Annotated in this window: 21 protein-coding genes; 9 read left to right on the top strand and 12 right to left on the bottom strand. The window is 57.9% G+C overall.

All coding sequences use genetic code 11. From position 1 onward, the window contains the following. Window positions 1–6: 6 nt before the first annotated feature. Together frr and pyrH are read right to left on the bottom strand one after the other, a co-directional pair. Window positions 7–570, bottom strand: a complete 564-nt coding sequence (gene frr, locus RZ517_RS09875; protein ID WP_338548034.1) for a ribosome recycling factor — start codon at window positions 568–570, stop codon at window positions 7–9. 45 nt (window positions 571–615) lie between these two features. Beyond that, window positions 616–1,347 carry a UMP kinase gene (gene pyrH, locus RZ517_RS09870; protein WP_338548032.1) on the bottom strand — a complete coding sequence of 244 codons (732 nt, stop codon included), beginning with the start codon at window positions 1,345–1,347 and terminating at the stop codon, window positions 616–618. Between the two features lie 154 nt (window positions 1,348–1,501). Between pyrH and miaA the strand changes: the two genes are divergently transcribed. The 3 genes from miaA to RZ517_RS09855 all read left to right on the top strand — a co-directional run bounded on the left by miaA (window position 1,502) and on the right by RZ517_RS09855 (window position 5,064). Next, the gene (gene miaA / locus RZ517_RS09865) at window positions 1,502–2,383 is read left to right on the top strand and encodes a tRNA (adenosine(37)-N6)-dimethylallyltransferase MiaA (protein WP_338548030.1); all 882 of its coding nucleotides are present in this window, start codon (window positions 1,502–1,504) and stop codon (window positions 2,381–2,383) included. Between the two features lie 68 nt (window positions 2,384–2,451). Continuing rightward, complete coding sequence (locus tag RZ517_RS09860) at window positions 2,452–3,261, top strand: helix-turn-helix domain-containing protein (protein ID WP_338548028.1); 810 nt, start codon at window positions 2,452–2,454, stop codon at window positions 3,259–3,261. A 135-nt stretch (window positions 3,262–3,396) separates the two neighbouring features. Further along, complete coding sequence (locus RZ517_RS09855; protein ID WP_338551135.1) at window positions 3,397–5,064, top strand: ABC transporter substrate-binding protein; 1,668 nt, start codon at window positions 3,397–3,399, stop codon at window positions 5,062–5,064. Between the two features lie 10 nt (window positions 5,065–5,074). Here RZ517_RS09855 and RZ517_RS09850 read toward each other — a convergent pair whose 3' ends face one another. Continuing rightward, window positions 5,075–5,668, bottom strand: a complete 594-nt coding sequence (locus tag RZ517_RS09850; RefSeq protein WP_338548026.1) for a lytic transglycosylase domain-containing protein — start codon at window positions 5,666–5,668, stop codon at window positions 5,075–5,077. Between the two features lie 202 nt (window positions 5,669–5,870). Between RZ517_RS09850 and ssb the strand changes: the two genes are divergently transcribed. From ssb to typA, 5 genes are all read left to right on the top strand, one after another. Beyond that, window positions 5,871–6,362: a single-stranded DNA-binding protein gene (gene ssb, locus RZ517_RS09845; RefSeq protein ID WP_338548025.1), complete on the top strand. Its 492-nt coding sequence runs from the start codon at window positions 5,871–5,873 to the stop codon at window positions 6,360–6,362. A 231-nt stretch (window positions 6,363–6,593) separates the two neighbouring features. Then, a complete protein-coding gene (gene bchE / locus RZ517_RS09840; protein WP_338548023.1) occupies window positions 6,594–8,258 on the top strand; it encodes a magnesium-protoporphyrin IX monomethyl ester anaerobic oxidative cyclase in 1,665 nt (554 codons plus the stop codon). Continuing rightward, on the top strand, window positions 8,251–8,847 hold the full coding sequence (gene bchJ / locus RZ517_RS09835; RefSeq protein ID WP_338548021.1) for a bacteriochlorophyll 4-vinyl reductase: 597 nt from the start codon (window positions 8,251–8,253) through the stop codon (window positions 8,845–8,847). Before bchE ends, bchJ begins: the two co-directional genes overlap by 8 nt. A gap of 257 nt (window positions 8,848–9,104) precedes the next feature. Further along, window positions 9,105–9,977 (top strand): GNAT family N-acetyltransferase, encoded by an 873-nt coding sequence (locus tag RZ517_RS09830; RefSeq protein WP_338548019.1) that lies wholly within the window; start codon window positions 9,105–9,107, stop codon window positions 9,975–9,977. Between the two features lie 73 nt (window positions 9,978–10,050). Next, on the top strand, window positions 10,051–11,874 hold the full coding sequence (gene typA / locus RZ517_RS09825; RefSeq protein WP_338548017.1) for a translational GTPase TypA: 1,824 nt from the start codon (window positions 10,051–10,053) through the stop codon (window positions 11,872–11,874). A 21-nt stretch (window positions 11,875–11,895) separates the two neighbouring features. Here typA and RZ517_RS09820 read toward each other — a convergent pair whose 3' ends face one another. The 5 genes from RZ517_RS09820 to recA form a co-directional block, all read right to left on the bottom strand. Then, window positions 11,896–12,366 (bottom strand): MOSC domain-containing protein, encoded by a 471-nt coding sequence (locus RZ517_RS09820; protein WP_338548016.1) that lies wholly within the window; start codon window positions 12,364–12,366, stop codon window positions 11,896–11,898. Further along, window positions 12,366–12,653 (bottom strand): DUF1330 domain-containing protein, encoded by a 288-nt coding sequence (locus tag RZ517_RS09815; protein WP_338548014.1) that lies wholly within the window; start codon window positions 12,651–12,653, stop codon window positions 12,366–12,368. The genes RZ517_RS09820 and RZ517_RS09815 overlap by 1 nt, the downstream gene beginning before the upstream one ends. Window positions 12,654–12,778: 125 nt before the next feature. Next, complete coding sequence (locus tag RZ517_RS09810) at window positions 12,779–13,063, bottom strand: DUF1330 domain-containing protein (protein WP_338548013.1); 285 nt, start codon at window positions 13,061–13,063, stop codon at window positions 12,779–12,781. Window positions 13,064–13,098: 35 nt separating this feature from the next. Next, complete coding sequence (alaS, locus tag RZ517_RS09805; RefSeq protein ID WP_338548011.1) at window positions 13,099–15,789, bottom strand: alanine--tRNA ligase; 2,691 nt, start codon at window positions 15,787–15,789, stop codon at window positions 13,099–13,101. A gap of 125 nt (window positions 15,790–15,914) precedes the next feature. Then, entirely contained in the window at window positions 15,915–17,006 is a 1,092-nt protein-coding gene (gene recA, locus RZ517_RS09800; RefSeq protein ID WP_338548009.1) for a recombinase RecA, read from the bottom strand. Between the two features lie 183 nt (window positions 17,007–17,189). Between recA and RZ517_RS09795 the strand changes: the two genes are divergently transcribed. Continuing rightward, window positions 17,190–17,834 (top strand): gamma-glutamyl kinase, encoded by a 645-nt coding sequence (locus RZ517_RS09795; RefSeq protein ID WP_338548007.1) that lies wholly within the window; start codon window positions 17,190–17,192, stop codon window positions 17,832–17,834. Window positions 17,835–17,838: 4 nt separating this feature from the next. Here RZ517_RS09795 and RZ517_RS09790 read toward each other — a convergent pair whose 3' ends face one another. From RZ517_RS09790 to RZ517_RS09775, 4 genes are all read right to left on the bottom strand, one after another. Further along, window positions 17,839–20,157 carry a hybrid sensor histidine kinase/response regulator gene (locus RZ517_RS09790; RefSeq protein WP_338548005.1) on the bottom strand — a complete coding sequence of 773 codons (2,319 nt, stop codon included), beginning with the start codon at window positions 20,155–20,157 and terminating at the stop codon, window positions 17,839–17,841. A 114-nt stretch (window positions 20,158–20,271) separates the two neighbouring features. Beyond that, window positions 20,272–21,444 (bottom strand): RsmB/NOP family class I SAM-dependent RNA methyltransferase, encoded by a 1,173-nt coding sequence (locus RZ517_RS09785; RefSeq protein WP_338548004.1) that lies wholly within the window; start codon window positions 21,442–21,444, stop codon window positions 20,272–20,274. 45 nt (window positions 21,445–21,489) lie between these two features. Continuing rightward, window positions 21,490–22,938, bottom strand: coding sequence for an IMP dehydrogenase (gene guaB, locus RZ517_RS09780; protein ID WP_338548002.1), 1,449 nt, complete (start codon window positions 22,936–22,938; stop codon window positions 21,490–21,492). Between the two features lie 586 nt (window positions 22,939–23,524). Beyond that, complete coding sequence (locus RZ517_RS09775) at window positions 23,525–24,994, bottom strand: carboxypeptidase M32 (protein ID WP_338548000.1); 1,470 nt, start codon at window positions 24,992–24,994, stop codon at window positions 23,525–23,527. Window positions 24,995–24,998: the final 4 nt, after the last annotated feature.

The following is a 24,998-nucleotide window of genomic DNA, read 5'->3' as shown; positions in this document are numbered from 1 at the left end:
ACTCTGTTAAACCTGCATAATCTCTGATTGTTTGGTGTCGAGCGCATCATCCACCGACTTGATGAAACGGTCGGTCATATCCTGCACTTCATTTTCCCAGAATTTCTGATCATCCTCCGACAGTCCGTCGGCCTTGGCCTTTTTCACCTGATCCATGCCATCCCGGCGAATGTTTCGGACGGCCACACGCGCGTTTTCGGCATATTGTGCAGCCACGCGCGTCAGCTCCTTGCGACGTTCTTCATTCAATTCCGGGATCGGCAGCATGATAATCGTGCCATTGAGCTGCGGGTTGATGCCCAACCCGCTTTCGCGAATGGCCTTTTCCACGGCACCGACCATGGATTTGTCCCAGACATTGACCGTCACCATGCGCGGCTCGGGCACATTGACCGTGCCAACCTGATTGATCGGAGTTTTCTGACCGTAAGCTTCCACCATGACCGGTTCCAGCATGCTGGCCGAGGCGCGACCAGTGCGCAAAGAGGCGAATTCGGTGCGCAGGGCGCTCATCGCGCCATCCATGCGACGCTCAAGATCGTCGGTATCCAGTTCAAAATCATCCGCCATAGGTTGTTCTTCCTCTTCCAGCTCGGCGCTGACCCCTCTTTAGCCCTAGCTGTGCACCTTTGTATAGGTGCCGGTGCCGTCCAGAATGGCCCGGAACCCGCCAGGTTCGTCCAGCGAGAACACGATAATGGGCAGGTTGTTGTCCCGTGCGAGAGCAATCGCACTCGCGTCCATAACACCCAGATGCTTGGCCAGCACCTCATCATAGGTAACCGTTTCGAAACGCTTGGCGTCCTCGTGTTTGACGGGATCTTTGTCATAGACGCCGTCTACCTTGGTTCCCTTAAAAATCGCTTCACAAGCCATTTCATTGGCGCGCAGGGTCGCTGCCGTATCGGTGGTGAAATACGGATTGCCCGTCCCGGCGGCAAATATGCAGACACGTTTTTTCTCAAGGTGGCGCACGGCCCGGCGGCGAATGTAAGGCTCGGCCACTTCATCCATACGAATAGCAGTGATAACTCGGCAATAGACACCTGTCTTTTCCAGAGCACTTTGCACCGCCAGCGCATTCATCACCGTGGCCAGCATGCCCATGTAATCGGCGGTCGTGCGTTCCATGCCCTGCGCGCTGCCTTGTAATCCGCGAAAGATGTTTCCGCCACCGATGACCATGCAAATCTCAACACCAAGATCGTGTACCGATTTCACTTCCTTGGCGATGCGTTCCACGGTTGGCGGGTGAAGCCCGTATCCCTGATCGCCCATCAGCGCTTCGCCTGATATTTTCAAGAGTACCCGTTTGAAGGCTGTTTCCGAGGGGGCGGTGTCGGGCATAGTGGACTCCGGAGGTCTTGGGGGCAGTTGCGGCGCAAAATGTCTTAATTCGGGTGTGGGTTCAATCGCCAAACATGCACTTGCGCGCAATCTAGCCAGAAAATGCGCGAAATCTGCTCGTGCTAAGGGAAAAACTAGCCTATCACCCGCCCCCGTGACAGGTTTGATCGATATTGACCCCACCCGCCCGGTTTTGATTGCCGGGCCAACGGCTTGTGGCAAATCCGCTTTGGCCTTGCGTCTCGCCGAGAGCGATGGCGGACAGATCATCAATGCAGATGCGCTTCAGGTCTTTGCCAACTGGAGGGTGCTGACCGCGCGCCCGTCGCCCGAGGAAGAAAGCCGCGCGCCGCATAAGCTCTATGGTCATGTCGGACCTGAGGCAGAATATTCCGTGGGGCATTGGCTGCGCGATGTAGCACCGCTTTTGCAAAATGGTCCGCGTCCCATCATCGTTGGCGGGACCGGGCTCTACTTCACCGCTCTTACCGAAGGTCTGGCGGACATCCCCGAAACACCTGCGTCCCTTCGCGAAGACGCAAATGCAATACGCGCCGCTCAAGGTCATGAAGCGTTCCTGCCTGATCTTGACGCGGAGACACTGGCGCGGATCGACACCGCCAACCCGATGCGGGTGCAACGCGCCTGGGAAGTGCAGCATGCAACCGGGCGCGGTCTGGCCGCGTGGCAGGATGAAACACCGCCGCCGCTTCTGCCGCTCTCGGAATGTACGGCGATTGCGCTAGAGGCCCCCAAAGAGTGGCTCAATCCACGTATCGAGATGCGCTTTGACCAGATGCTGGCCGAGGGCGCATTGGATGAGGTGCGCGCCAATCTGGACGGCTGGATGCCCGAGCGGCCATCGTCACGCGCCATAGGCGCGCCTGAGCTTGTGGCGCATCTCCGAGGTGAGTTGACCTTGGATGCCGCGCGTAGTGCCGCCGTCATTGCAACCCGCCAATACGCCAAACGCCAGCGCACCTGGTTTCGCGCCAGAATGCGCAACTGGCGCTGGCGCGCCGCCGTTGACATCTAGGTGCATCTATCTTTTGACGCGCCAAACTGCTATTCACGATGCCCGGGACATTGCAGCGGTTCCAAATCATGATGGACCCAACCAACACACGGCACGCGCAACTCAAAACCCTGGCACAATGGGTCGGGAGCGCACCTTGGCGCGCCACCCTACCTCATTCGCGGGACACCCATGCGTTGATTTGGATCACACGCGGTCAAGGACGGTGCCTTTTGGGTGGACGGCGGTGCGGGCTGAGTGTGCATTCCGCTGTGATCATTCCTGCGCACACGCTTTTTGCGCTGGAACCGGGGGCGCAAAGCTTTGGGCTTGTCTGTGATATCCCCACCAAAAGCTCGATACTGATGCCGGACGAACCGATGGTGCTGCGCATCCGAGACCCTCGCGCTCAGGCAGAACTGACCACGCTCATGGAAACCATGCAGCGCGACCAGAATGAGGCGCGTCCCTTTTGGGACGAAGCGCTCAATGCCCATGCCAGCCTCATCACCGTCTGGCTGCGCCGTGCGATTATCGCGCAGGATGATGCCGTCCTTCCCCGCGAAACCGCCTCGGACCGGTTGTTGAGCGCATATGCCGCACTGATTGAACGCGACTATGCAACTGGCCGCGCCATGCAGGATTATGCACGCCGTTTGGGTGTCACTCCAACACATCTCACACGCACCTGCAAAAGCGCCATTGGCATGACTGCTTCTGATCTATTGACCCGGCGCATTCTGTATGGCGCACGTGATCTGCTTGAAACCACTGAACTTCCCGCCAATCAGATCGCCGCGCGCCTGGGGTTTCGCAGTGCCGCTTATTTCACACGCTTTGTCCAACGTCATACGGGCAAGTCGCCGACAGAGCTGCGCTTTAAACTGGCGAAAGTCTGAGACGGCACTCGAACAGCAAAAGACCTGACGCGGTAAAATCGCGCAAATGTGCGATGCGCGCCCGAGACCGCGCCTTGATTTCGGCGCTGCAGCATGCAATTCACGTCCATCCTCACCAGCCCGGCAGGTTTTCGTATGTCCTTTTCGCGCATCAAGCCCTCTCTTTTGCATCACGCGATTCCGGGACTCGCCCGTGAGCTGGCCACACACCGTATCGGACGACGAGAATTCCTGACACGCGCCTGCGCTTTTGGGGCCACTGCACCTATCGCCTTGGAGCTGACTGGCGGGTATCGCCCTGCGGCGGCCAAGGCACAGCCCATTCAGGGCGGCACCCTGCGCATTCAGCAAAATATCAAGGCGCTCACAGATCCCCGCAGCTATGCTTGGAGCGAAATGGGCAACCTGACGCGTGGGTTCTTGGAATACCTCGTGCAATACAACAGCGACGGTTCGCTGCAGGGCATGTTGCTGCAAAGCTGGGACGTGAACGACACTGCGACGGTCTATCGCCTGGCTCTGCGCTCTGGTGTGACATGGAACAACGGCGATGCCTTCACCGCGCGCGACGTGGCGCGCAACTTTGAACGCTGGTGCGACACCACAGCGCCGGGCAATTCAATGGCGTCACGGCTTGAGGCGCTGATCGATCCCGGCACCGGGCAAATCATCGATGGGGCCCTCAAGCTTCTTGATGATCTAACAATCGAGCTGTCGCTCCGCCACCCGGACATCACATTGATGGTGAACCTCGCCGATTACCCCGCCGCCATTGTGCACCCCAGTTTCGAGGGGGGAAATCCGTTTGAGCATGGCATTGGCACGGGGCCTTTCCGACCAGTTGAGATGCAGGTTGGAGAACGCTGTGTATTGGAGCGGAATCTGGATCACACATGGTGGGGCACAGCCATCTTCGGAGGTCCCTATCTCGACCGAGTAGAGTTTCTCGACTTTGGCACTGATCCTTCAAGCTGGGTTGCCGCAGTTGAGGCCGGTGAAGTTGACTTGCTTTACGAATCCGTGGGGGATTTCATCGACGTGCTTGACGCTATGGGCTGGACCCAGACCAAAACAGACACGACCGCCACAATGATCATTCGCGCCAATGCGCTGGCCGAAGTTGAGGGGGCGAAACCCTATGCCGATGCCGCCGTGCGACGCGCCTTGGCGATGTCCGTGGACAATGAGATCTGCCTGGAACTGGGCTATGCCGGACGTGGACAGGTGGCCGAAAACGATCATGTCAGCCCGCTGCACCCGGCCCACGCCGAGCTTGGCCCGGCAATCTATGATCCCGGCAAGGCGCGGGAAGATATGGCCGCCGCCGGCCTTAGTGAGTTTGAACACGAGCTGGTCACGCTTGATGATGAATGGCAGCGCAACACTGGCGACGCCGTGGCGGCTCAGTTGCGCGACAATGGCTTCAAGGTCCGCCGGAGCATCCAGCCCGGAGACACTTACTGGCCCAACTGGAAAACTTATCCCTTTTCTGCCACGCAATGGAATCACCGCCCCTTGGGTGTGCAGGCGCTCTCCCTAGCCTATCGCTCAAACGCGGCGTGGAATGAAACCGGGTTTGCCTCCGCCGAGTTTGACAGCCTTCTGGAGGAGGCAACATCTGTGGTCGATGTCGAAGCACGTCGCAAAACCATGGGAAAACTGCAGACGATTCTGCGCAACGAGGGCGTGATGATCCAGCCCTATTGGCGGTCGCTTTACAATCACCACAACGGGCGTGTGGTTGGCGCTGACAAGCATCCCTCCAACGAAATACATCTGCATAAAATCGGATTTTCCGCCTAAGCGTAAGGGCTTAGCTGCCCCAGATCACTTTGACGTAGTTGCGCGTTTCCTTAAACGGCGGCACGCCATTGTATTTCTCGACCGCCGCTGGTCCGGCGTTATATGCGGCCAACGCCAAACGCCACGACCGGAATTTGCGGTATTGCTCGGCCAGGTAGCGCGCTCCGCCATCCAGGTTTTCATATGGATCATGTGGGTTGACGCCAAGGTATGAGGCCGTTCCCGGCATCAGCTGTGCCAGGCCGATAGCACCCTTGTGCGATTTGGCCCGTGGATTCCATCCCGATTCCTGTTGTACCAGCCGAAGAAACAAATCCTGCGGCACACCGTGCTTTGCCGCCGCTTGCCTGGCCGCGCTCAGGTATGGACCGCGATACGCGCCACGAAAAGTTTGCGTAGGCTCGTCGTCCCATTTGGTGGGTGTATGCACTTTCTGCGGCTGCAACCGCACGGACGAGTTGTACTGTGCCCTTGCCCGGTTATCGAGCACCTTGGTCTGCGATTTGAAAATGCGGTTCTTGCCTTGGGTCGAAAAAATATCGGCCGAAGCGGCCATGGGCCAAGCCAAAGAAACACAAGTGATGGCTGCCGCCAAAACACGCATATCGATCCACGCCCCCTACCACGTCACAGGTTCCAACCCGGCGCACTATACTGGTTTTAGGACAAATTGCCAGAGATCGCGATCGTGTGCGTCGAACGGTCCATTCGGATCATTTTCAATTTGTTGCGTTAGGTATTTGTTCATTTCTTTGCGGTGGTGTAACGAAGGCGTGTCAGAGGCATGAAAAGAGCGAGGAGGACGCATGGCCGGCTCAGTCAACAAGGTCATCATCATTGGCAATCTGGGGCGCGACCCCGAAGTGCGTACCTTTCAGAATGGCGGCAAGGTCTGCAACCTGCGCATTGCCACCTCTGAGACTTGGAAAGATCGCAACACCGGCGAGCGGCGCGAACGCACCGAATGGCACTCGGTGGCGATCTTCAACGAAAACCTCGCGCGTCTGGCCGAGCAGTATCTGCGCAAGGGTTCTAAAGTGTATATCGAGGGTAAGCTGGAAACCCGCAAATGGCAGGATCAGTCCGGTCAGGATCGATACTCCACCGAAGTGGTCTTGCGCCCTTATGCCGGTGAACTGACCTTCCTTGATTCTCGTGACGGAGGGTCCGGCGGCGGTGGCGGTGGCGGCAGTTACGGTGGTGGCTACGACCAAGGCTATGATAGCGGCCCGTCTTCGGAGGGTGGCCAGTCCGACAATGCGCCATCGCGCGACTACGACGACGAAATTCCATTCTAAAGCGTCTCGCTATCAACCTGACTCGCAGAGGATCGCGAAACGCAGCGCGACACTCAATCGTTGCACGCGTTTCGCCTCTCGCTGTTGTCTCAGGTTAAAGGCGAAACGCTTTAGACTCAAAAAGAAGCGTGTAGCGACAGCTGCATAAGGCGGATTCCGCACCTTCCTTGATCTGCGTCAACCTCTGTAATTTCCACTGCTGTAAACTTAAGTTTACACAGGGAGATTGATATGCGCATTCTATTTGTTCACCCGAACTACCGATCCGGTGGTGCGGAAATTGCGGGCACCTGGCCACCAGCTTGGGTGGCGTACCTGACGGGCCACCTGCGCACTGCAGGCTTCGATGATGTTCATTTCATCGATGCGATGACAAATGACATCTCGGACGAGGACCTGGCGCATCAAATCGAAGCCCTGCATCCCGACGTGGTCGGCGTCACGGCCATCACCCCTTCCATTTACCGCGCCGAAGAGGTGCTTAGAATCGCCAGCGAGGTCGCCCCGCATGCCGTGCGCGTGATGGGCGGTGTTCACGCGACATTCATGTTCAAGCAGGTCTTGTCAGAGGCCCCCTGGATTGACGTCATCGTCCGCGGCGAAGGCGAAGAGATTTGCACCGAACTGATGCTGGCCATAGAAGACGGCCGCTGGCCCAAGGAGCGCCACAAGATCAAGGGGCTTGCCTTTCGCGACGGCGATGAGATCGTCGCCACCGCTGCTGCCTCAACGGTCAAGGACCTCTCGGCGATCAAACCTGACTGGACCGTGCTGGAGTGGGAGAAATATATCTACATCCCGCTTGGCACGCGCGTGGCCATCCCCAACCTCGCGCGTGGCTGTCCGTTCACCTGTTCTTTCTGCAGCCAATGGAAATTCTGGCGCGACTATCGGGTGCGTAATCCCAAGGATGTGGTCGATGAGATTGAAGACCTCGTAGACAACCATGGCGTCGGCTTTTTCATCCTCGCCGACGAAGAACCCACTATCAATAAAAAGAAATTCGTGGCCTTCTGTCAGGAGTTGATCGACCGCGGCCTGCCCAAACGCGTCAAATGGGGCATCAACACCCGTGTGACAGATATCTACCGGGACAAGGATCTGCTCAAGTTCTATCGCAAGGCAGGTCTGGTGCATGTGTCGCTTGGCACCGAAGCCGCCGCGCAAATGAAGCTCGATATCTTCAACAAGGAAACCAAGGTCGACGAAAACAAGACCGCCATCCGCCTGCTGCGTGAGGCTGATATTCTCGTTGAGGCGCAATTCATTGTCGGACTGGACAATGAAACGCCTGAGACGCTGGAAGAAACCTACCAGATGGCCTGGGACTGGCAGCCCGATCTGGCGAACTGGTCGATGTACACCCCCTGGCCCTTCACACCGCTCTTTCAGGAACTGAAAGATCAGGTCGAGATTTACGACTTCTCCAAATACAACTTTGTCACCCCGATCATGAAGCCCGCGGCGATGGAGCGGGGCGAACTGCTGGATGGTGTGATGAACAACTACCGCCGGTTTTACAGCAAGAAGGCGCTGTTCCATTATCCATGGCGCGGCACCGGGTTTCGGCGGAGATATCTTCTGGGCTGTCTCTATGCCTTTCTCAAGGCCGGGTTCCAGCGGACATTCTATGATCTGGGCAAGGCCGGATACTGGGGGCCGCAAACGAAGAATTCGGTTGATTTCCACTTTGACGAAACCCGGCAATTGGCCGAAGCCCAGCTTGAAGACTGGGAAGCCTCCGCTGATAAGGCCGCGCGTGCCGCAGAACGTCGCGCTGCGGTGAAAGCGCAGATGAAAGACCGCTCCGCGCAACGTACGCAAAACTTCAAAATGCCCAACGGCGCCGAAGTGAGAGCCTGTGGCGGAAGTGATCAGCAGATGGAAGATGTCTAGGCCAAAGAATGCCACGTCCAATGTGATTGGCCCCAACGCGGTTCTACAGTTGCTGCCGTTGATTGAACGGCTTGGTGGCACGTCGCGCGTGACCAAGATGCTGAAGGCGGCGGGGATGGATGAGGCCCCGGATGGGACCGAGATGATCCCCGAAGCACATGCCGCGCGCCTGCATCAGCTTTTGCGCAAGGAGGAGCCGCAATCTGCCCCGCTTCTAGCCGCTGAGGCCGGGCGTGCTACAGCAGCCTATATTCTGGCGCACCGCATTCCTCAAAAAGCGCAAACGCTCCTTCGGCTGCTGCCGGCCCGCCTTGCCGCAATATTGCTGTCCAAGGCTATCACAAAACATGCATGGACTTTCGCCGGGTCGGGTCAATTTGAATGTGTGTCACCCTGGACCTACCGGATCAAAGACAACCCGGTTGTGCGCGGCGAGGTCAGTCAAGCACCGCTCTGCACCTGGCATGCCGCGGTGTTTGAACATTTGTATCAGGTGCTCGTGCATCCCCGGTGCCGTTGTGTTGAGACACATTGCTGCGCACAACTCGGATCCGAGGCGTGTGTCTTTGCGATTGATATCGCGCCCTGACAGCCTCAAGGCGCGCTATAGCCCCCAAATTGAACGCACGGCAGCCAGCCCCGTCAGAAACACAGTCGATAAAAATAGCGCCAGAATGAGCGCCGCTAGCAGTGTCGGACGTGGCGGCGGTGCATGCACATTGCTCATATGTTGTATGGATCGTTTCATGCGGCGGACTTAACCACGATTTAGGTTTTGATCCGGTTAATGACAGCATGGAACTGTATTCTGATCCGAGCGGCGTTATGCCTCCAGGGCTTTGCGCGATGCAGCAGCATCCTTACTACGGCGATGCCCTGCGGGCGTTGGGGGCCGATGTGACCTGTCTGAGCGCACGCAAACACGGGGTACGTGTCGCACATCTTCAATTGGTCAAGCGCCAGTTTGGTCCGGTGCAGCTGCGATGGGTGCCGCGTGGTCCTGTCTGGGCGCCGGGGGCTTCCGGGCGTGATCGACACCATGTTGTTGATCTGCTTCATAAAGATGCAGGTGTGGCCGCAGGATCCATCGTCTCCTTGGAAACACCGGCCGAACTTCCTCTCTTTGCCGCTGCGGGTTACCGCGCCCTCTGGACATGCCAATACGTGGCTGAGCTGTGTTTGTGCGACGCGCCCGAGGCAAGTCTTGCCGCGCAGTTGGTCAAATGGCGCAACCGTCTGCGTCATGCCGAACGCAGTGACATTGAAGTGGCGCATCGACGGTTTCAGCCGGGCCGGGATAACTGGCTCTTGCAGGCGGAAACGATGCAACGCCGCGCGCGCCGGTATCGCGCCCTGCCCCCGGCCTTTACCAAAGCCTGGGCGCGGCTTCACCCCAACGCCACACGACTTTTCCTGGCGCATCGTCAGGGGCGGATCATCGCCGCAATGCTGTTCCTGCGCCATCCACCCACGGCCAGCTATCACATCGGCTGGAGTGACACGGAAGGGCGCAAGTATTCGGCGCATAACCTGCTCTTGTGGCGCGCTGCGAACTGGCTGGCGGTACAGGGGTGCCAACGTCTCGACCTCGGCACGGTCGATAGCGAAAACGCTCCGGGTCTTGCCCGGTTCAAGCTCGGGAGCGGGGCCGCGTTGCGACCTTTAGGTCCTACCATGCTGCGCCTTCCAGGCCTCGCCCGCCGCCGCATTGCAGCATAAGAACGATTTGCCTCTGGCCATTCGGTGCGACCCCGTATAGGGCGCATCTCACACCAGAGGAAAGAGCACGCATATGGACCTGCGCAACATTGCTATCATTGCCCACGTAGACCACGGGAAAACCACGCTCGTGGACGAATTGCTTAAGCAATCAGGCGTATTTCGCGAAGGTCAGGCCGTGGTCGAACGCGCCATGGACAGCAACGATCTTGAGCGTGAACGCGGTATCACCATCTTTGCCAAGCCCACATCAGTGGAATGGAAAACCACGCGGATCAACATTGTTGACACCCCTGGCCACGCTGATTTCGGCGGCGAGGTCGAGCGTATCCTGAGCATGGTCGATGGTGTCGTTCTGTTGGTAGATGCCGCCGAAGGCCCCATGCCGCAGACCAAATTCGTGACCTCCAAGGCGCTGGCGCTTGGCCTGCGCCCGATCGTGGTGCTCAACAAGGTGGACAAACCCGATGCCGAACCCGATCGCGCACTGGATGAATGCTTCGATCTGTTCGCGTCCCTGGATGCCAGTGAGGATCAGCTTGATTTCCCGCATATGTATGCCTCGGGCCGTTCCGGCTGGGCCGATCATGAACTGGACGGACCGCGCGCCGACCTCTCCGCACTTTTCGATCTCATCGTCAATCACGTCCCTGCCCCACGCCAGGTGAGCCGCACGAATGAGGACTTCCGGATGCTGGCCACCACGCTGGGGGCTGATCCGTTTGTGGGTCGCATTCTGACAGGACGGGTCGAATCCGGTCACCTTAAGGTCGGAGCCACCGTCCAGGCGCTGAGCCGTGTCGGCCAAAAGATCGAACAGTTCCGCGTCACCAAAATTCAGGCGTTCCGCGGTCTGACCACACAAGACATCGACGAGGCGACAGCCGGTGATATTGTCAGCATCGCAGGCATGTCCAAAGCGACCGTGGCCGATACAATCTGTGCTTTGGCCGTCGAAGAACCGCTTGAAGCACAACCCATCGATCCGCCCACCATCTCGGTCACCTTCGGCATCAATGACAGCCCGCTGGCGGGACGTGATGGCAAGAAGGTGCAGTCTCGTGTCATTCGCGAACGGCTCATGAAAGAGGCCGAAACAAACGTCGCCATCAAAGTCACCGATACTCCCGGTGGCGAGGCCTTTGACGTGGCTGGTCGCGGTGAATTGCAGATGGGTGTGCTGATTGAAAACATGCGCCGCGAAGGGTTTGAGCTTTCGATTTCGCGCCCTCGCGTACTGATGCGGGAAGATGAGACGGGACAAAAGCTTGAGCCTATCGAGGAAGTTACGATTGACGTCGATGATGACTACTCCGGTGCGGTGATTGAGAAAATCACCGGACCACGTCGCGGCGAAATGACCGAGATGAAACCGGCCGGTACGGGCAAAACACGCATTGTGGCGCATGTGCCCTCGCGTGGGTTGATCGGGTATCATGGCGAATTTCTCACGGACACACGCGGCACCGGTGTGCTCAACCGCGTCTTTCACAGCTGGGCGCCACATAAGGGTCCGATCCCTGGCCGTCGTGCCGGGGTTCTGATTTCCATGGAAAACGGTGAATCCGTCGCCTATGCGCTGTGGAACCTTGAGGATCGGGGCAAGATGTTTATCGGAGCCCAAGCCAAGATTTACACGGGCATGATTATCGGGGAGCACAGCCGCGAAAATGATCTGGAAGTGAACCCGCTCAAGGGTAAGAAACTCACCAATGTGCGCGCCTCTGGCACCGATGAGGCTGTGCGCTTGACCACGCCAATCACGCTCTCACTGGAAGAGGCGATTACCTATATCAACGATGACGAGTTGGTTGAGGTCACGCCGAACGCCATCCGTCTGCGCAAACGCCATCTCGATCCTCATGAAAGAAAGCGTGCTTCAAAATCTGGGGCCTAGACCGGGTTGGTCGGTATAAGGCTAAACCCGCTCTACCATATCCCCAATAGATACCAGCCCCGGTGACACCACCTGCGCGCACCATCCGCCGTGACCTCGCATCGCGTTGTATCCGCCGGGGCCAAGGGCCGCCTCCATCCGGGAACAGGGCGCGCAGGGGGTGGTGATCTCAAGTTCTGCCTCGCCCATCCGAAACCGGTGGTTGCGCAGGGCCGTCAGGTTGATACCGGATACCACGAGATTGCGGCGCAACAGCTCTGCTGTGACCGCGCCGCGATGTGCCAGTGCCGCAATTGCTGGTAAATGTTCCGCCTGAAGGAGCGTGACCGCGCGTTTTCCGGACCGTCCGTGGTCCCCTTCCAATCCGTCTTTGACGATCCTCGCGGATGAGACAGGCAGAACCTCGGCCAATCGCTCGGGGCGCACACCGATCCAGTCCACGCGCCCTGCCCCGGCATGGGTTTTGATCAGTTCGGCAAGTTTGCCCTGCACTACTCGGTCGTCTCGACAATCACCAAATCGCGCTCTGACGCGCCGCGTGCATGATCGAGCGCCGCTTGATACTCTTCGCTGTGATAACAGGTCTCTGCCGCCTCAAGCGACGGGAATTTCGCCACCACATTGCGTGGATGGTCGCGCCCCTCAAGCTGCACATAGCGCGCAGCTCGCGCAATGAAGTGCCCACCATGTTTTTCCAACGCAGGCCCGGCCAGCTTGGCATAGCGGCCATAGGCTTCTTCGTCGGTCACGGTCACATGTGCGATCCACAATGCAGGCATGTCAATTCTCCTTTGAAGCGTTTCGCCTTCACCTGAACTATCAGCGAAAGGTGAAACGCGTGCAACGATTGAGTGTCACGCTGCGTTTCGCGATCATCTGTGATTTGGGTCTATCGCAAAACGCTTTAAATGCCGTCCACAATGACGATATCGCGTTCGCTGGACGACACGGCAATCGGCAAAATGCGTTGATACTCAGGCGAATTATACCAATCCATCGCCGTTTGGTGATCCGGGAACTCTATGATCACATGCCGGTCGGGGCTGTTGCCCTCAACTTGCGTCTGTGTGCCGCCTTTCACCAGAAACCGCCCGCCGGCTTTTTCGGCCAGCGCGACAGTCTGGCTGGCGTAGGTCTGGTAGTCTTCCGGTTCCGTCACATTGATCCGGGCAATCACATACGCTGTCATACTCTCCCCCTCCCAAGGGTGGCGGGAAAGAGAGGTCAGTCTTCCAACACCCGCTCCGCCGCCTTGATCGCCGCATCCGCGCGCGTCACATCCGTGCCACCGCCCTGCGCCATGTCCGGACGGCCGCCACCGCCCTTGCCGCCAAGTTCACCTACCGCAGCCCGGACAAGATCAACAGCAGAGACGCGTTCGGTCAAGTCTTTCGTCACACCAGCCGCCACAGCCGCCTTGCCGCCTGCATCGGCAATCAAGAGAATCGCGCCTGAGCCAAGCTTGTCTTTCATCTCGTCCATCAACGGCGGAAGGTCCTTGCCCGAGACGCCGGACAGCACCTGTGCGAGGAACTTGACCCCGCCGATGTCCTTGGCTTCGGGTCCTGCAACCGCACCGCCGCCCATAGCCACATCGCGGCGCAATTGGGCCACTTCATTGCTCAGCGCCTTGCGCTCTTCCATCAACGCCCGCACGCGATCCAGAACATCGCCAGGCTGCGCTTTGAGTTCCAGCGCCACTTCGGCCAGCCGGTGATCCTGTTCGCTGAGATACTTGAACGCCTCGGCCCCTGTGAGGGCTTCAATCCGGCGCACGCCAGCACTTGAGGCGCTTTCGCCCAGCGTCACGAACATACCGATATCCCCGGTCTGGCGCACATGCGTGCCGCCGCAAAGCTCAATCGAATAGGTCTGTCCATCCAGCCCTTTGCCGGACCCGGCCTCGGTGCCCATTGAAACCACGCGGACCTCGTCGCCGTATTTTTCGCCAAAAAGCGCCTGCGCGCCCAATTCCCGCGCATCATCGGGTGGCATGATCCGTGTTTCCACCGGCGTGTTCTGCCGGATATAGGCGTTCACCTCTTCCTCGACGCGTTTGATTTCTTCAAGGCTCATCGCCTTGGCATGGCTGAAATCAAACCGCAGCCGATCTGCGGCATTGAGCGATCCGCGTTGCGCTACATGATCGCCAAGCGCCTTGCGTAGGGCTTCGTGCAACAGGTGCGTGGCCGAATGGTTGGCGCGGATAGACGTGCGGCGGGTGTGGTCGACTTCAAGCTTCACCGCGTTACCCACTTCAAGCTTGCCGGTATCCAATGTCATATAATGCGCAAAAAGACCTGTTCCGCGTTTCTGTACATCGCTGACATGACCAGAGAACCGCGTCTCCCATGCGTCATGTGTCCCTTCTAGAATGCGCACATACCCATGGTCTCCGACCTGCCCACCGGATTCTGCGTAGAACGGTGTCTGGTTGAACACCACCCAGGCGCCGCCGCCCTCGGTTTCAAGGGATTGAGTTTCCTTGCCTTCAGACACAATGGCCAGAACCACGCCTTCGGCAGTCTCGGTATCATAGCCGAGGAAATCCGTGGCCTCATGTTGCTCTGACAGCTCAAACCAAACGCTGGCATCCGCCGCCTCGCCTGTGCCGGCCCAGGCCGCACGTGCCTTGGCTTTCTGTTCGTCCATGGCCGCGTCGAACCCGGCCACATCCACCTCACGGCCCTTTTCACGCAAGGCATCTTGCGTCAGATCCAACGGAAACCCGTATGTGTCATAGAGCTTGAACGCCGCCTCTCCTGGCAAAGCCGCGCCATCGGAAAGCTTCTCAAGTTCATCATCCAAGAGCCGCAAGCCACGGTCGAGCGTTTGCTTGAAACGTTTCTCTTCCAGCTCCAGCGTTTCCTCAATCAGCGCTTGCGCCTGTCCCAGCTCGGGAAAGGCCTGACCCATCTGCGCCACAAGGCTCGGCACCAGCCGGTGCATCACCGGATCCTGCGCGCCCAAAAGATGCGCATGCCGCATCGCGCGGCGCATAATCCTGCGCAGAACATAGCCGCGCCCTTCATTCGATGGCATCACGCCATCGGCAATCAGGAACGAGGTCGAGCGCAGGTGATCGGCAATCACCCGGTGATGGACATTGCCATCCCCATCAGGGTCCACATTTGTGGCGTTCGCACTGGCCTCAATGAGGTTGCGCATGAGGTCGGTGTCGTAATTGTCATGCTTGCCCTGCAAGAGCGCACCGATCCGTTCCAGCCCCATGCCGGTGTCAATCGACTGCATGTCCAGATCGACCATGCTGCCATCTTCGAACCGCTCATTCTGCATGAAAACGAGGTTCCAGATCTCAATAAACCTGTCACCATCCTCCTCAGGGCTTCCCGGAGGACCACCCCAGATGTCCGGCCCATGATCATAGAAAATTTCAGTACACGGCCCGCATGGCCCCGTTGGCCCCATCGACCAGAAATTGTCATCCGTGGCGATGCGGATGATGCGCTCATCTGGAAGGCCCGCGTGCTTTTTCCAGATCTCAGCCGCCTCATCATCGGTATGATAAATCGTGACCAGAAGCTTCGACTTGTCGATCTCAAAATCCTTGGTCAGCAGGTCCCAGGCATAGGGGATCGCGTCCGATTTAAAATAATCGCCGAAACTGAAATTGCCGAGCATCTCGAAAAACGTGTGGTGCCGTGCGGTATAGCCCACGTTATCCAGATCATTATGCTTGCCGCCTGCCCGCACGCATTTCTGACTGGTGGTCGCACGGGAATAGTCGCGCTTTTCCACGCCGGTGAAGAGGTTCTTGAACTGCACCATGCCCGAATTGGTGAACATTAATGTTGGATCATTGCGCGGCACCAGCGGAGAGCTGGCCACGACCTCGTGATCGTTGCGGTCAAAGAAATTCAAAAACGTCGAGCGGATCTCGTTCAGCGTGGGCATATCGGGTCTCGCGGCATTGCAGCATTATTGGAGTTCGAGGTTTAGCCGCCGTGCTGATCCATGTCCACAACTAGAAACGGCCCAGGTATCACACCTGGGCCGCTTGGAATGCTATGTCAAAGAGATCAGGCTTCGAGAATATCGTCATCTCCAGCCGCCTCTGCGGCGTCTGCCCCTTCGGGCATGTCGAAATCAAGCCCATGCGCGGCTCGAATTTTATCCTCGATCTCGTAGGCGATACGGGTGTTTTCCCTCAGGAATTCCTTGGCGTTTTCCCGGCCTTGACCGATGCGCTCGTCGCCATAGCTGAACCAGCTGCCAGATTTCTCAACCACACCGGCTTTGACGCCCAGATCAAGAAGCTCCCCGTTTTTGGAAATCCCTTCGCCATACATGATATCAAACTCGACCTGCTTGAAGGGCGGTGCCATCTTGTTCTTGACGACTTTCACGCGGGTCTGGTTGCCCACCACCTCGTCACGGTCCTTGATCGCGCCAATCCGGCGAATATCGAGCCGCACCGAGCTGTAGAATTTCAAAGCGTTGCCGCCGGTCGTTGTCTCTGGGCTACCAAACATGACACCGATTTTCATGCGGATCTGGTTGATGAAGATTACGGTGCATTTTGAACGGCTGATCGAGCCAGTCAGCTTGCGCATCGCCTGGCTCATCAGGCGGGCATGCACACCCACGCTGCTGTCGCCCATGTCGCCTTCGAGCTCAGACTTAGGCGTGAGGGCCGCAACGGAATCCACCACAATCATACTAACCGCACCAGAGCGCACCAATGTGTCAACAATCTCAAGACTTTGCTCGCCTGTGTCGGGCTGCGAGATCAACAGTTCATCCAGATCAACCCCCAGTTTACGGGCATAAATCGGGTCTAACGCATGCTCGGCGTCAACAAAGGCGCAAACACCGCCCTTTTTCTGCTCTTCTGCCACGCAATGCAGCGTGAGCGTTGTCTTGCCCGAACTTTCAGGCCCGTAAATTTCAACGATGCGCCCTTTGGGCACGCCACCGATGCCAAGCGCAATATCAAGGCCCAAAGAACCGGTAGATGTCGCCTCGACCTCTTGAACGGGGTTGTCGGACCCCATTTTCATGATCGAGCCTTTGCCAAACTGGCGCTCAATCTGTGCCAATGCGCTGTCGAGCGCCTTTTGCCGGTCGGTGTTTTTCTTGGGATCCATGTCCAAAAGTTCTGCTGTTGCCATACCTGTCGCCTTCCTTATTTCATAGGCCGCTTGGCGCGTCCATTACTGCTTTCGTTCACCTCTTGTTCTCAAAGCTTATGGAGACAAAAGGAGAACATTTCAAGAAAATTGTTCGTATTTGATTTTTGCGTGGATGCGTTAAAGAGTGGTGAACAGCAGTCAAAAACGAGGTCACCCCCAAATATGCTTGTGTTTGCTAAGGAAAAGCTCGTTTTTCTGTCTGTGCCCAAGACCGGCACCACCGCGTATCAGGACGCGTTGGGAGGTCGCGCATCGCTTGTTCTGCGAGATCCGCCCGAACTCAAACACGCGCCGGTGTTCCGCTATAACCGCTTCTTTCGCCCCGCTTTGGAAAAATTCTGTGGTGAGGGATTCGACATTCTCGCGGTCATGCGTGAACCGATTGACTGGCTGGGAAGCTGGTACCGGTATCGTCGCCGCTCCGGTAAGGAAGGTGCGCGAACGTCTACGCACGACCTTAGCTTTGATGACTTTGTGCTGGCTTATATGAAGGGGAACCGGCCACCCTTTGCCAATGTCGGCTCACAAGCGAAGTTCCTGGAGCCGCAGAAAAACGGCACGGCGGTCACGCATCTGTTTCGATATGAGGATCAGAAAGGATTGGCAGATTTCCTGAAAAGTCGTTTGAAGACAGATGTCTCTACGAGGAAGCTCAATCAGTCACCTTCGCTGGAGCTTCGCCTCAGCGCAGATGTGGAAACCCGGCTTAGACGCAAATGTGAGACTGAGTTTGCCCTCTACGAAAGCATCGGGTCCGATGGGGCCTACACGCCGCTGGCCCATGGCGAAGCCCCTGCGCACCAATAATAGATCACTCTGCCGGAACCGATTTGGCGCGCAGCATCTGACGCTGGACAATGTCGGTGAGATCGGTCAGGGAAAACGGCTTTGGCAGGAAGAGCGAATTCGGAATACGCGCCTGGATTTCGCCAAAGGTTTCGGCGGCATATCCCGACATGAACACAACCTGCGTTTCAGGTCGGGATTGCAGCGCGCGGATGACCCAGCTTGGCCCGTCAATGCCCGGCATGACAACGTCCGAGACGAAAACGTCCACGTTCAGCGTAGTGTCCTCCAGAAGCTCAAGCGCTGCTTCGGCCGAATCCGCCTCCAGCACCGTCAAACCCCGCATCTGCAATGCCCGGCTGGCAAAGGCGCGCACCGGAGCTTCGTCTTCAACCAACAGAACCACGCCTTCGACAGGACGATTATGTGCAATTTCTTCGGCTTTGATTTTCTCGGTTACAGCGACCGGATCATGCGCCGGGAACAACAACTGGAACACGGTGCCCTCGCCCAAAATGCTGTCGACAAAGATAAACCCGCCGGTCTGTTTCACGATGCCGTAAGCCGTTGAGAGGCCAAGCCCCGTGCCCTCGCCGGTGCGCTTGGTGGTGTAAAACGGCTCAAACACTTTTTGAATTTTATCCGCCGGTATGCCCACCCCACCGTCTTCTACACTGACCCGCACATAGCGCCCCGGTGCCACTATCGCGCGGTCCCGCCAGAGCGGATCGTCAAGTGTGATGTTCTCGGTGCGCACCCGAATGTCACCTCCCTCCGGCATGGCGTCCCGCGCATTCACCACAAGGTTCATCAACACCTGTTCCAACTGTCGTTTGTCAGCTCGGATCGAAGACAAGGTCGGGTCGTGGGTCAGCGATAGGGTGACCTTTTCTCCCACCAGCCGGTTGAGCAGATGCGTCAGGTCCGACAGCATATCGCGCAAATCCATCACCTCAGGGCGCAGCGTCTGTTTGCGCGAATAGGCCAAAAGCTGACTGACCAGGGCCGCAGCACGATTGGCATTTTGGTTGATCTGGACAAGATCGGCAAAGTTTGGATCGCCCTGATCATGACGCAACAGCAAAAGATCACAATGACCTGTAATCGCGGTCAGAAGGTTATTGAAGTCATGCGCCACACCACCTGCCAATTGACCAATTGCCTGCATCTTTTGGCTCTGCACGAACTGCGCCTCAAGCGATTTTAGCTTGGTCGCGTCGCTGAGTACCGCGATCAAAACGGTTTCACCCGCCTCGGTGGCACGGTTCAACGTCACCTGCAGAAACACCTCGCGATCTTCGCGTTTGACACGCAAAAACTCTGAATGCACGCCGCCACGCCCGGCGGCTGCATCTTCGAGCCAGTCCGGGATCGACCGACCCAATCCCTCCATCAGATCACTCATGATCTTACCCGAGCATCCTTCGACACCCAAAAGATCTCGTGCAGGGCGGTTCGAGAGATGGATTTCACCGGTGCGCGCCAGTTTCAGAAGTGGCACCGGCAGTTCATCAAAAAACGCCCAACCATCCGGCTGACGTTCGGTCGGAGCGATACCCGGCAACAGAAACACCTCGCGCCGTCCGGTCGCGCCTTCAAGCTCAACCACAAGGCATGACACGGCCCCTTCGCTACTGTTGATCGTGTTAATCTGCCCCGAGCGCAGCGGAAGTTTGGGAAACACCCGGTCAAGCGTGCGTGCGCGCTCGCCAATCAGGTCCCGCGCTGCGGTGTTCATGTATAAAACTGCGCCGTTGCGCCCAACCGTCATCATCGGCAACGGCATCGGATCAGCTTCATTCGCATGGCGTTCTTCCAACTTTTCAATGCGCCAAATATAGTGATCATCCCGCCCGCGATGCACTGAAATCCGAATATGTCCCGCGCGGGTCACGACGTCTTCATGTGCAGCGCCGCGCGCCACCGCGCGCGACTCCAGGCGGAACAGGACCGGGCCGGGATTGGCGATGCTGCTTTGCAAAACACCGGCCAGTGTGCGAAACTCCTGCCCTTCAAAGAGCTGCTCGGCGGCCCGGTTGACGTAGCGGATGTCGCCCTTCACGCCAGTCACAAAACTGGCGACGGTGTCTTCGGCAAACACCTGTTCGGCGCTCCGGATCATATGCGAACCCGCCCTGTGGCTCAGCATGTTCAACACCAGGATCCATCCAGTCGCCAACAAAAGCAGGATCGACACCAGCAACAGCACCAAGGACGGGAACGCCGGCACGAAATAGGACGCCAGGAAACACCCAATTGCGATGACAAAGGCCACTCGGGTCCGTGGCGTAAGACGCGTTGATCTCGTGGTTGAGGTGGAAATATGTCCTGTCGTGTCTGCCAAAACCGCATCCCCGCTGATAAGACTCACCCACGTGTTTGGGGCGCAAGTTTTAAAGTCAGATTAATCGTAGCGAGAAATACACGTCAAGGTTGTATTGTGTGAAAGTCAGAGCTGTTAACCCGCCTTGGTCAAGCACGCCAGGAAGAACCCATCTCCCTCTTCTGTCACAGGCCAGGACATCTGTTTGGTCAGTGTCCAGGCGGAATGACGGGACAGGAACTCGGCCACCTGGCGATCATTTTCCGCAAGCAAGATCGAACAGGTCGCATAAACCAGTTGCCCGCCCGGCGCGACATGCTGTTCGGCGTTCTCAAGTATGGTCAACTGAGTTGCGCGCAGCTCTTCAAGCCGCTCAGGGGTCAGGCGCCACTTGGCCTCTGGGGCGCGCCGCCACGTGCCACTTCCAGAGCACGGCGCATCACATAGGACCAAATCAAAAGGTGCGGCAGTTGTGATGGCGTCCGAGTCCAGACATGTGACCTGTATACCGGCGCGGTGCGCGCGATCTGGCAGGTCCTTCATCCTGGTGAAATTCGCGTCATGCGCAAACCACGTCGCATCTACACGCGCCGCCAGGGCGAGTGTCTTGCCACCGCCACCCGCACAGTAATCCAAAACCCTTGCACCCGGCGCAATATCCAGAGCGGCCATGGCTGCCTGACTGCTGGCATCCTGCAGTTCGACATGACCCTCTCGATACGCACGCGATCCGGCCACGCGCCGTGCACCCTCCGCGACGATGAGCGCGGTGTCGCATTGTGAAATCCTGGTCACTGCGACACCATCTTCATTCAGTATTTCAATAGCTTGCGAGACGTTGCTCAAACCCGCATTCACCCTCAATGTGACCGGCGCGCGCTGGCGCAGCACCTGCGCGCTGCGCATGGCCTCGCTAGACCCAAACGCGCTTTCAAACCTGTCCCAAAGCCAATCCGGCAGGTCCGCTTGCTCCGCGCCAACCTCGGGCACGCGTCCTTGCATCAGCTCTGCATCGTCCAACACCGCAGGCGCGTGGCGTTCGCCAGTGAAGACCGTTTCAGGCGCAACACCGGCCTCAATCAAAGCCCCGCGCAATAGCGCACGACCATCAGTGCCACCGCCCAGTGCTGCATAACTGCGCCGACAGCGCAGGGCCTGAAATACATGATCGCGCACCGCAGCTCGATCCCCGGATCCCGCATAGCGCGCCCCGCGCGCCCATGTGGTCAGCGCCTTTTCGGCAGGAGTGCATTCATTTATGTGGTCGAGTACTTCTATCGCGGCCTGCACGCGCGCAGCCGGAGTCACGATGTTACCTCAACAAAATGCGGTAACACGCTGACAAAACGCGATTTACCCAACGCGGTAATTCGGTGCTTCGCGAGTGATCTGAACGTCGTGCACATGACTTTCCTTCAACCCCGCGCCTGTAATCCGCACGAATTTGCAGTCACGGCGCATCTCTTCTACCGTCGCACATCCGGTATAGCCCATCGCGGCCCGAAGCCCGCCAACCAGCTGGTGAATGACCGTCCCAGATGCGCCCTTGTACGGCACTTGGCCTTCGATGCCTTCCGGCACAAGTTTGTCGCTGGCCGCATCTTTTTGGAAATACCGATCCGCAGACCCGCGTGCCATTGCCCCCAAAGAGCCCATGCCGCGATACGCCTTGAAACTACGCCCCTGATAGAGGATCACCTCACCAGGGCTTTCATCAGTTCCTGCCAGCATGGACCCAACCATGGCGCAAGACGCCCCGGCCGCAATCGCTTTGGCAAAATCACCGGAAAACTTGATGCCGCCATCGGCAATCACTGGTGTATCACCAGCAGCTTCGGCACAATCCAAAATCGCGGTGAGCTGCGGCACGCCAACGCCGGCCACCATACGCGTGGTGCAAATACTGCCGGGACCTATGCCAACCTTGACGGCATCCGCCCCGGCCCCGATCAGCGCTTTTGTGGCTTCGCCCGTTGCCACATTGCCAGCCACGATCTGGACTTCGTTGCTCAGCATCTTCGCCCGCTCCACGGCGGCCGCCACGCCTTCGGAATGACCGTGTGCTGTGTCGATCACGATCATGTCGACGCCCGCATCTACCAGCGCCTCAGAGCGTTCAAACCCGGCGTCCCCCACGGTCGAGGCCGCCGCGACCCGCAAACGGCCCAACTTGTCCTTGCACGCCGATGGGTTGAGAACCGCCTGCTCGGTGTCCTTGAGCGTCAATAGCCCGGTCAGCTTACCCTGCCCGTCGGTCACCAAAAGCTTTTCGATACGGCGCGCCTTCATCATGCTTTTGGCTTCTTCCAGATCGGCAGGCTCCATCAGCACGGCAAGGTCGTTCGACGTCATCATCACATGAACCGGCGTGTCCTCAGAGGTTGCAAAGCGCATGTCGCGGTTGGTCACAATCCCCACGACGCGCCCTTCTTCGTCGACAACTGGAAAGCCGGTAAAATTATAGCGTTCAATCAAAGCCTTGGCATCCGCCAGCGTTTGATTGGGCGTGAGTGTTACAGGGTTGTAGACAATTCCGCTCTCAAACCGCTTCACCCGCCGGACTTCGCGAGATTGTTCTTCGACCGTGAGGTTTCGGTGAATGACGCCCATCCCCCCAGCCTGCGCCATGGAAATTGCCATCCGCCCTTCGGTCACAGTGTCCATCGCAGAGCTCAAAAGCGGGATATTGAGGTCAATTGACCGGGTCACGCGCGTGCGCGTATCGGCGGTGTTGGGCAACACGCTCGACTTGGCCGGCACCAGCAGAACATCATCAAAAGTGAGGGCCTCACGAATCTCCATGGCGTATCTCCTTGGCACAGCTCGTTTGGCGGTTCCCTATTGCATGGGTTGACGGGAATGGAAAGGGGCCTTGTGAGGCGCAAGCGGGTTTACCACTCGGTCAAGTGCCGGATTTAAACCGCCGGATACAACAGGTTCAACGAACACTTGACCTGATAGTCTGATGGCCAATGGGTTTTTGCGCATAGCGAACCGATTGCGTTGACCATACGCCCGTGATGCTTGTTTTATGTATTCCCGAGAAATTCTGGCATTTATTGAGAACAGAGTTGTGCTTTGATCCGTCTGGAGACGCGCACGTTGGTTCGGGTTGATACGCACACCAAATGGATCATGCGCATCTCGGGGTGCTGACATGCACCATGATCTCAGGCGTTGTTACGTTGGATGAGTTGACGCAATCAATGTTTGGAGAGGTAGCTTGGCGCGCAACTTTGGTTTTCCGCGTTGGTTGACGTTGTTCTTGTTGCGTGTTTCGCAGGTTATATTTTCCTAGCGAAATATTGACGCCCTGGAACAGCTACATCAAAACTCGCAATCCCGGCCAATGCATCAAAAAGCGCAAGGTAGAAAAAATTCAGCCACCTCACGCAGCGGCCAAAGCACTGAACTTTTCGTCCAAATAGCGCAGGAGTGGTGCAGCTGAGGGGGCACTGCCACACGCTTTGGCAATCACATCACGCGGGGTATAGAGCCCGCCGTGGCATTGCACATGGCGGCGCAGCCAGTCTGTGGCGTTTTTCAGGTTCCCCTGCGCCAGCTGCACCTCCAATTCAGGCACAGCCGCCTGCAACGCTTCAAACAGACATCCGGCATAGACATTGCCAAGGCTATAGGTCGGGAAATACCCAAAGAGCCCTACCGACCAATGGACGTCTTGCAAGACCCCATTTGACGGTCGATCCACGGCATATCCAAAATCGGCCTCAAACCGATCGTTCCAGGCCGCTTCCAGATCGCGGACCTGCAGGTCGCCCGACATCATCGCGCGTTCGAGATGAAAGCGCAGCATGACATGCAGGTTATACTGCACTTCGTCAGCTTCCGTACGGATGTAACCGCGATGCACGCGGTTCACGATGCAATAGAACATGTCCTCATCCGCGACGCCAAAATCACCAAACGCGTCCCGCATCCGGCCATAGAGATACCCGCAAAAGGCACGGCTTCGCCCAAGTTGGTTCTCGTAAATCCGGCTTTGGCTTTCGTGCACGCCCATCGACACGCCCTGCCCAACCGGCGTTAGATGATACGCCGGATCAATGCCCTGCTCGTAGCAGGCATGCCCAACCTCATGGATTGTCGAATAGATACAGTTGAAGGGGTCATCCTCTGCGGTGCGCATGGTAATGCGCACATCCTCGCCAGAGCCGCTGGAAAACGGATGGACCGCCTTGTCGATGCGACCGCGGCTGAGGTCATAGCCAAAGACTTGCGCCACCTCACGACTCAATGCGACCTGTATCGTTTCATCAAACTTGCCGGTCAGTTCGGGGGAGGCTGGTTGCGCCAGGGCCGCTGCGCGCAAATACACCAACCTGGGGCGCATTTCGTCAAACATCTCTGCCAATTCAGCGGCCGTCATGTCCTGTTCAAAATCATCTATGAGCGCGTCATAGACATCTCCGCCCTCGGCCAGCGCTTGAGCCTCTTGCTTTTTGAGCGAAACCACCTCTTCAAGCGTGGGCAAAAACGCGGCCACATCCTCGGAAGCGCGCGCATCGGCCCAGATGCCCTGTGACCTGGAAGTCAGGCGCGCCAGTGCGGCGGCCAGATCGGCAGGCACTTTGACCGCACGCGTGTAGCTGCGCCTGATATGCCGAAGTTGTGCGACCGCCAGCTCATTTTCCGGTTTGGCCGCCTCCAACCATGCGCCAACCCGTGGATCGGTACGCCGGGCATGCAGCATCGCCTCCATCGCGCCTGCCTCCTCGGCGCGCTGCCCAGCCGCCCCGCGTGGCATCACGGTTTCCTGATCCCAGCTCAACCGGCCGGCGACCCGGGCCAGCGCCTGATTTTCACGTTCAAACGCCATTAACTCATCATAAGCCGTCACTGTG

Origin of the sequence: Roseovarius sp. S88, from assembly GCF_037023735.1 — a bacterium.
In the GTDB taxonomy this organism is placed as follows: Bacteria; Pseudomonadota; Alphaproteobacteria; order Rhodobacterales; family Rhodobacteraceae; genus Roseovarius; species Roseovarius phycicola.
This window is presented reverse-complemented; position numbering and strand designations above follow the sequence as displayed.

What these genes read in the sequence shown, in the direction of transcription:
- typA (WP_338548017.1), top strand. Translation starts at nt 10,051, where the DNA reads ATGGACCTGCGCAACATTGCTATCATTGCCCACGTAGACCACGGGAAA.
- RZ517_RS09810 (WP_338548013.1), bottom strand. Translation starts at nt 13,063, where the DNA reads ATGACAGCGTATGTGATTGCCCGGATCAATGTGACGGAACCGGAAGAC.
- RZ517_RS09860 (WP_338548028.1), top strand. Translation starts at nt 2,452, where the DNA reads ATGATGGACCCAACCAACACACGGCACGCGCAACTCAAAACCCTGGCA.
- pyrH (WP_338548032.1), bottom strand. Translation starts at nt 1,347, where the DNA reads ATGCCCGACACCGCCCCCTCGGAAACAGCCTTCAAACGGGTACTCTTG.
- bchJ (WP_338548021.1), top strand. Translation starts at nt 8,251, where the DNA reads ATGTCTAGGCCAAAGAATGCCACGTCCAATGTGATTGGCCCCAACGCG.
- RZ517_RS09795 (WP_338548007.1), top strand. Translation starts at nt 17,190, where the DNA reads ATGCTTGTGTTTGCTAAGGAAAAGCTCGTTTTTCTGTCTGTGCCCAAG.
- alaS (WP_338548011.1), bottom strand. Translation starts at nt 15,789, where the DNA reads ATGCCCACGCTGAACGAGATCCGCTCGACGTTTTTGAATTTCTTTGAC.
- recA (WP_338548009.1), bottom strand. Translation starts at nt 17,006, where the DNA reads ATGGCAACAGCAGAACTTTTGGACATGGATCCCAAGAAAAACACCGAC.
- guaB (WP_338548002.1), bottom strand. Translation starts at nt 22,938, where the DNA reads ATGGAGATTCGTGAGGCCCTCACTTTTGATGATGTTCTGCTGGTGCCG.
- RZ517_RS09850 (WP_338548026.1), bottom strand. Translation starts at nt 5,668, where the DNA reads ATGCGTGTTTTGGCGGCAGCCATCACTTGTGTTTCTTTGGCTTGGCCC.
- RZ517_RS09815 (WP_338548014.1), bottom strand. Translation starts at nt 12,653, where the DNA reads ATGCCTGCATTGTGGATCGCACATGTGACCGTGACCGACGAAGAAGCC.
- ssb (WP_338548025.1), top strand. Translation starts at nt 5,871, where the DNA reads ATGGCCGGCTCAGTCAACAAGGTCATCATCATTGGCAATCTGGGGCGC.
- RZ517_RS09855 (WP_338551135.1), top strand. Translation starts at nt 3,397, where the DNA reads ATGTCCTTTTCGCGCATCAAGCCCTCTCTTTTGCATCACGCGATTCCG.
- frr (WP_338548034.1), bottom strand. Translation starts at nt 570, where the DNA reads ATGGCGGATGATTTTGAACTGGATACCGACGATCTTGAGCGTCGCATG.
- RZ517_RS09830 (WP_338548019.1), top strand. Translation starts at nt 9,105, where the DNA reads ATGCAGCAGCATCCTTACTACGGCGATGCCCTGCGGGCGTTGGGGGCC.
- bchE (WP_338548023.1), top strand. Translation starts at nt 6,594, where the DNA reads ATGCGCATTCTATTTGTTCACCCGAACTACCGATCCGGTGGTGCGGAA.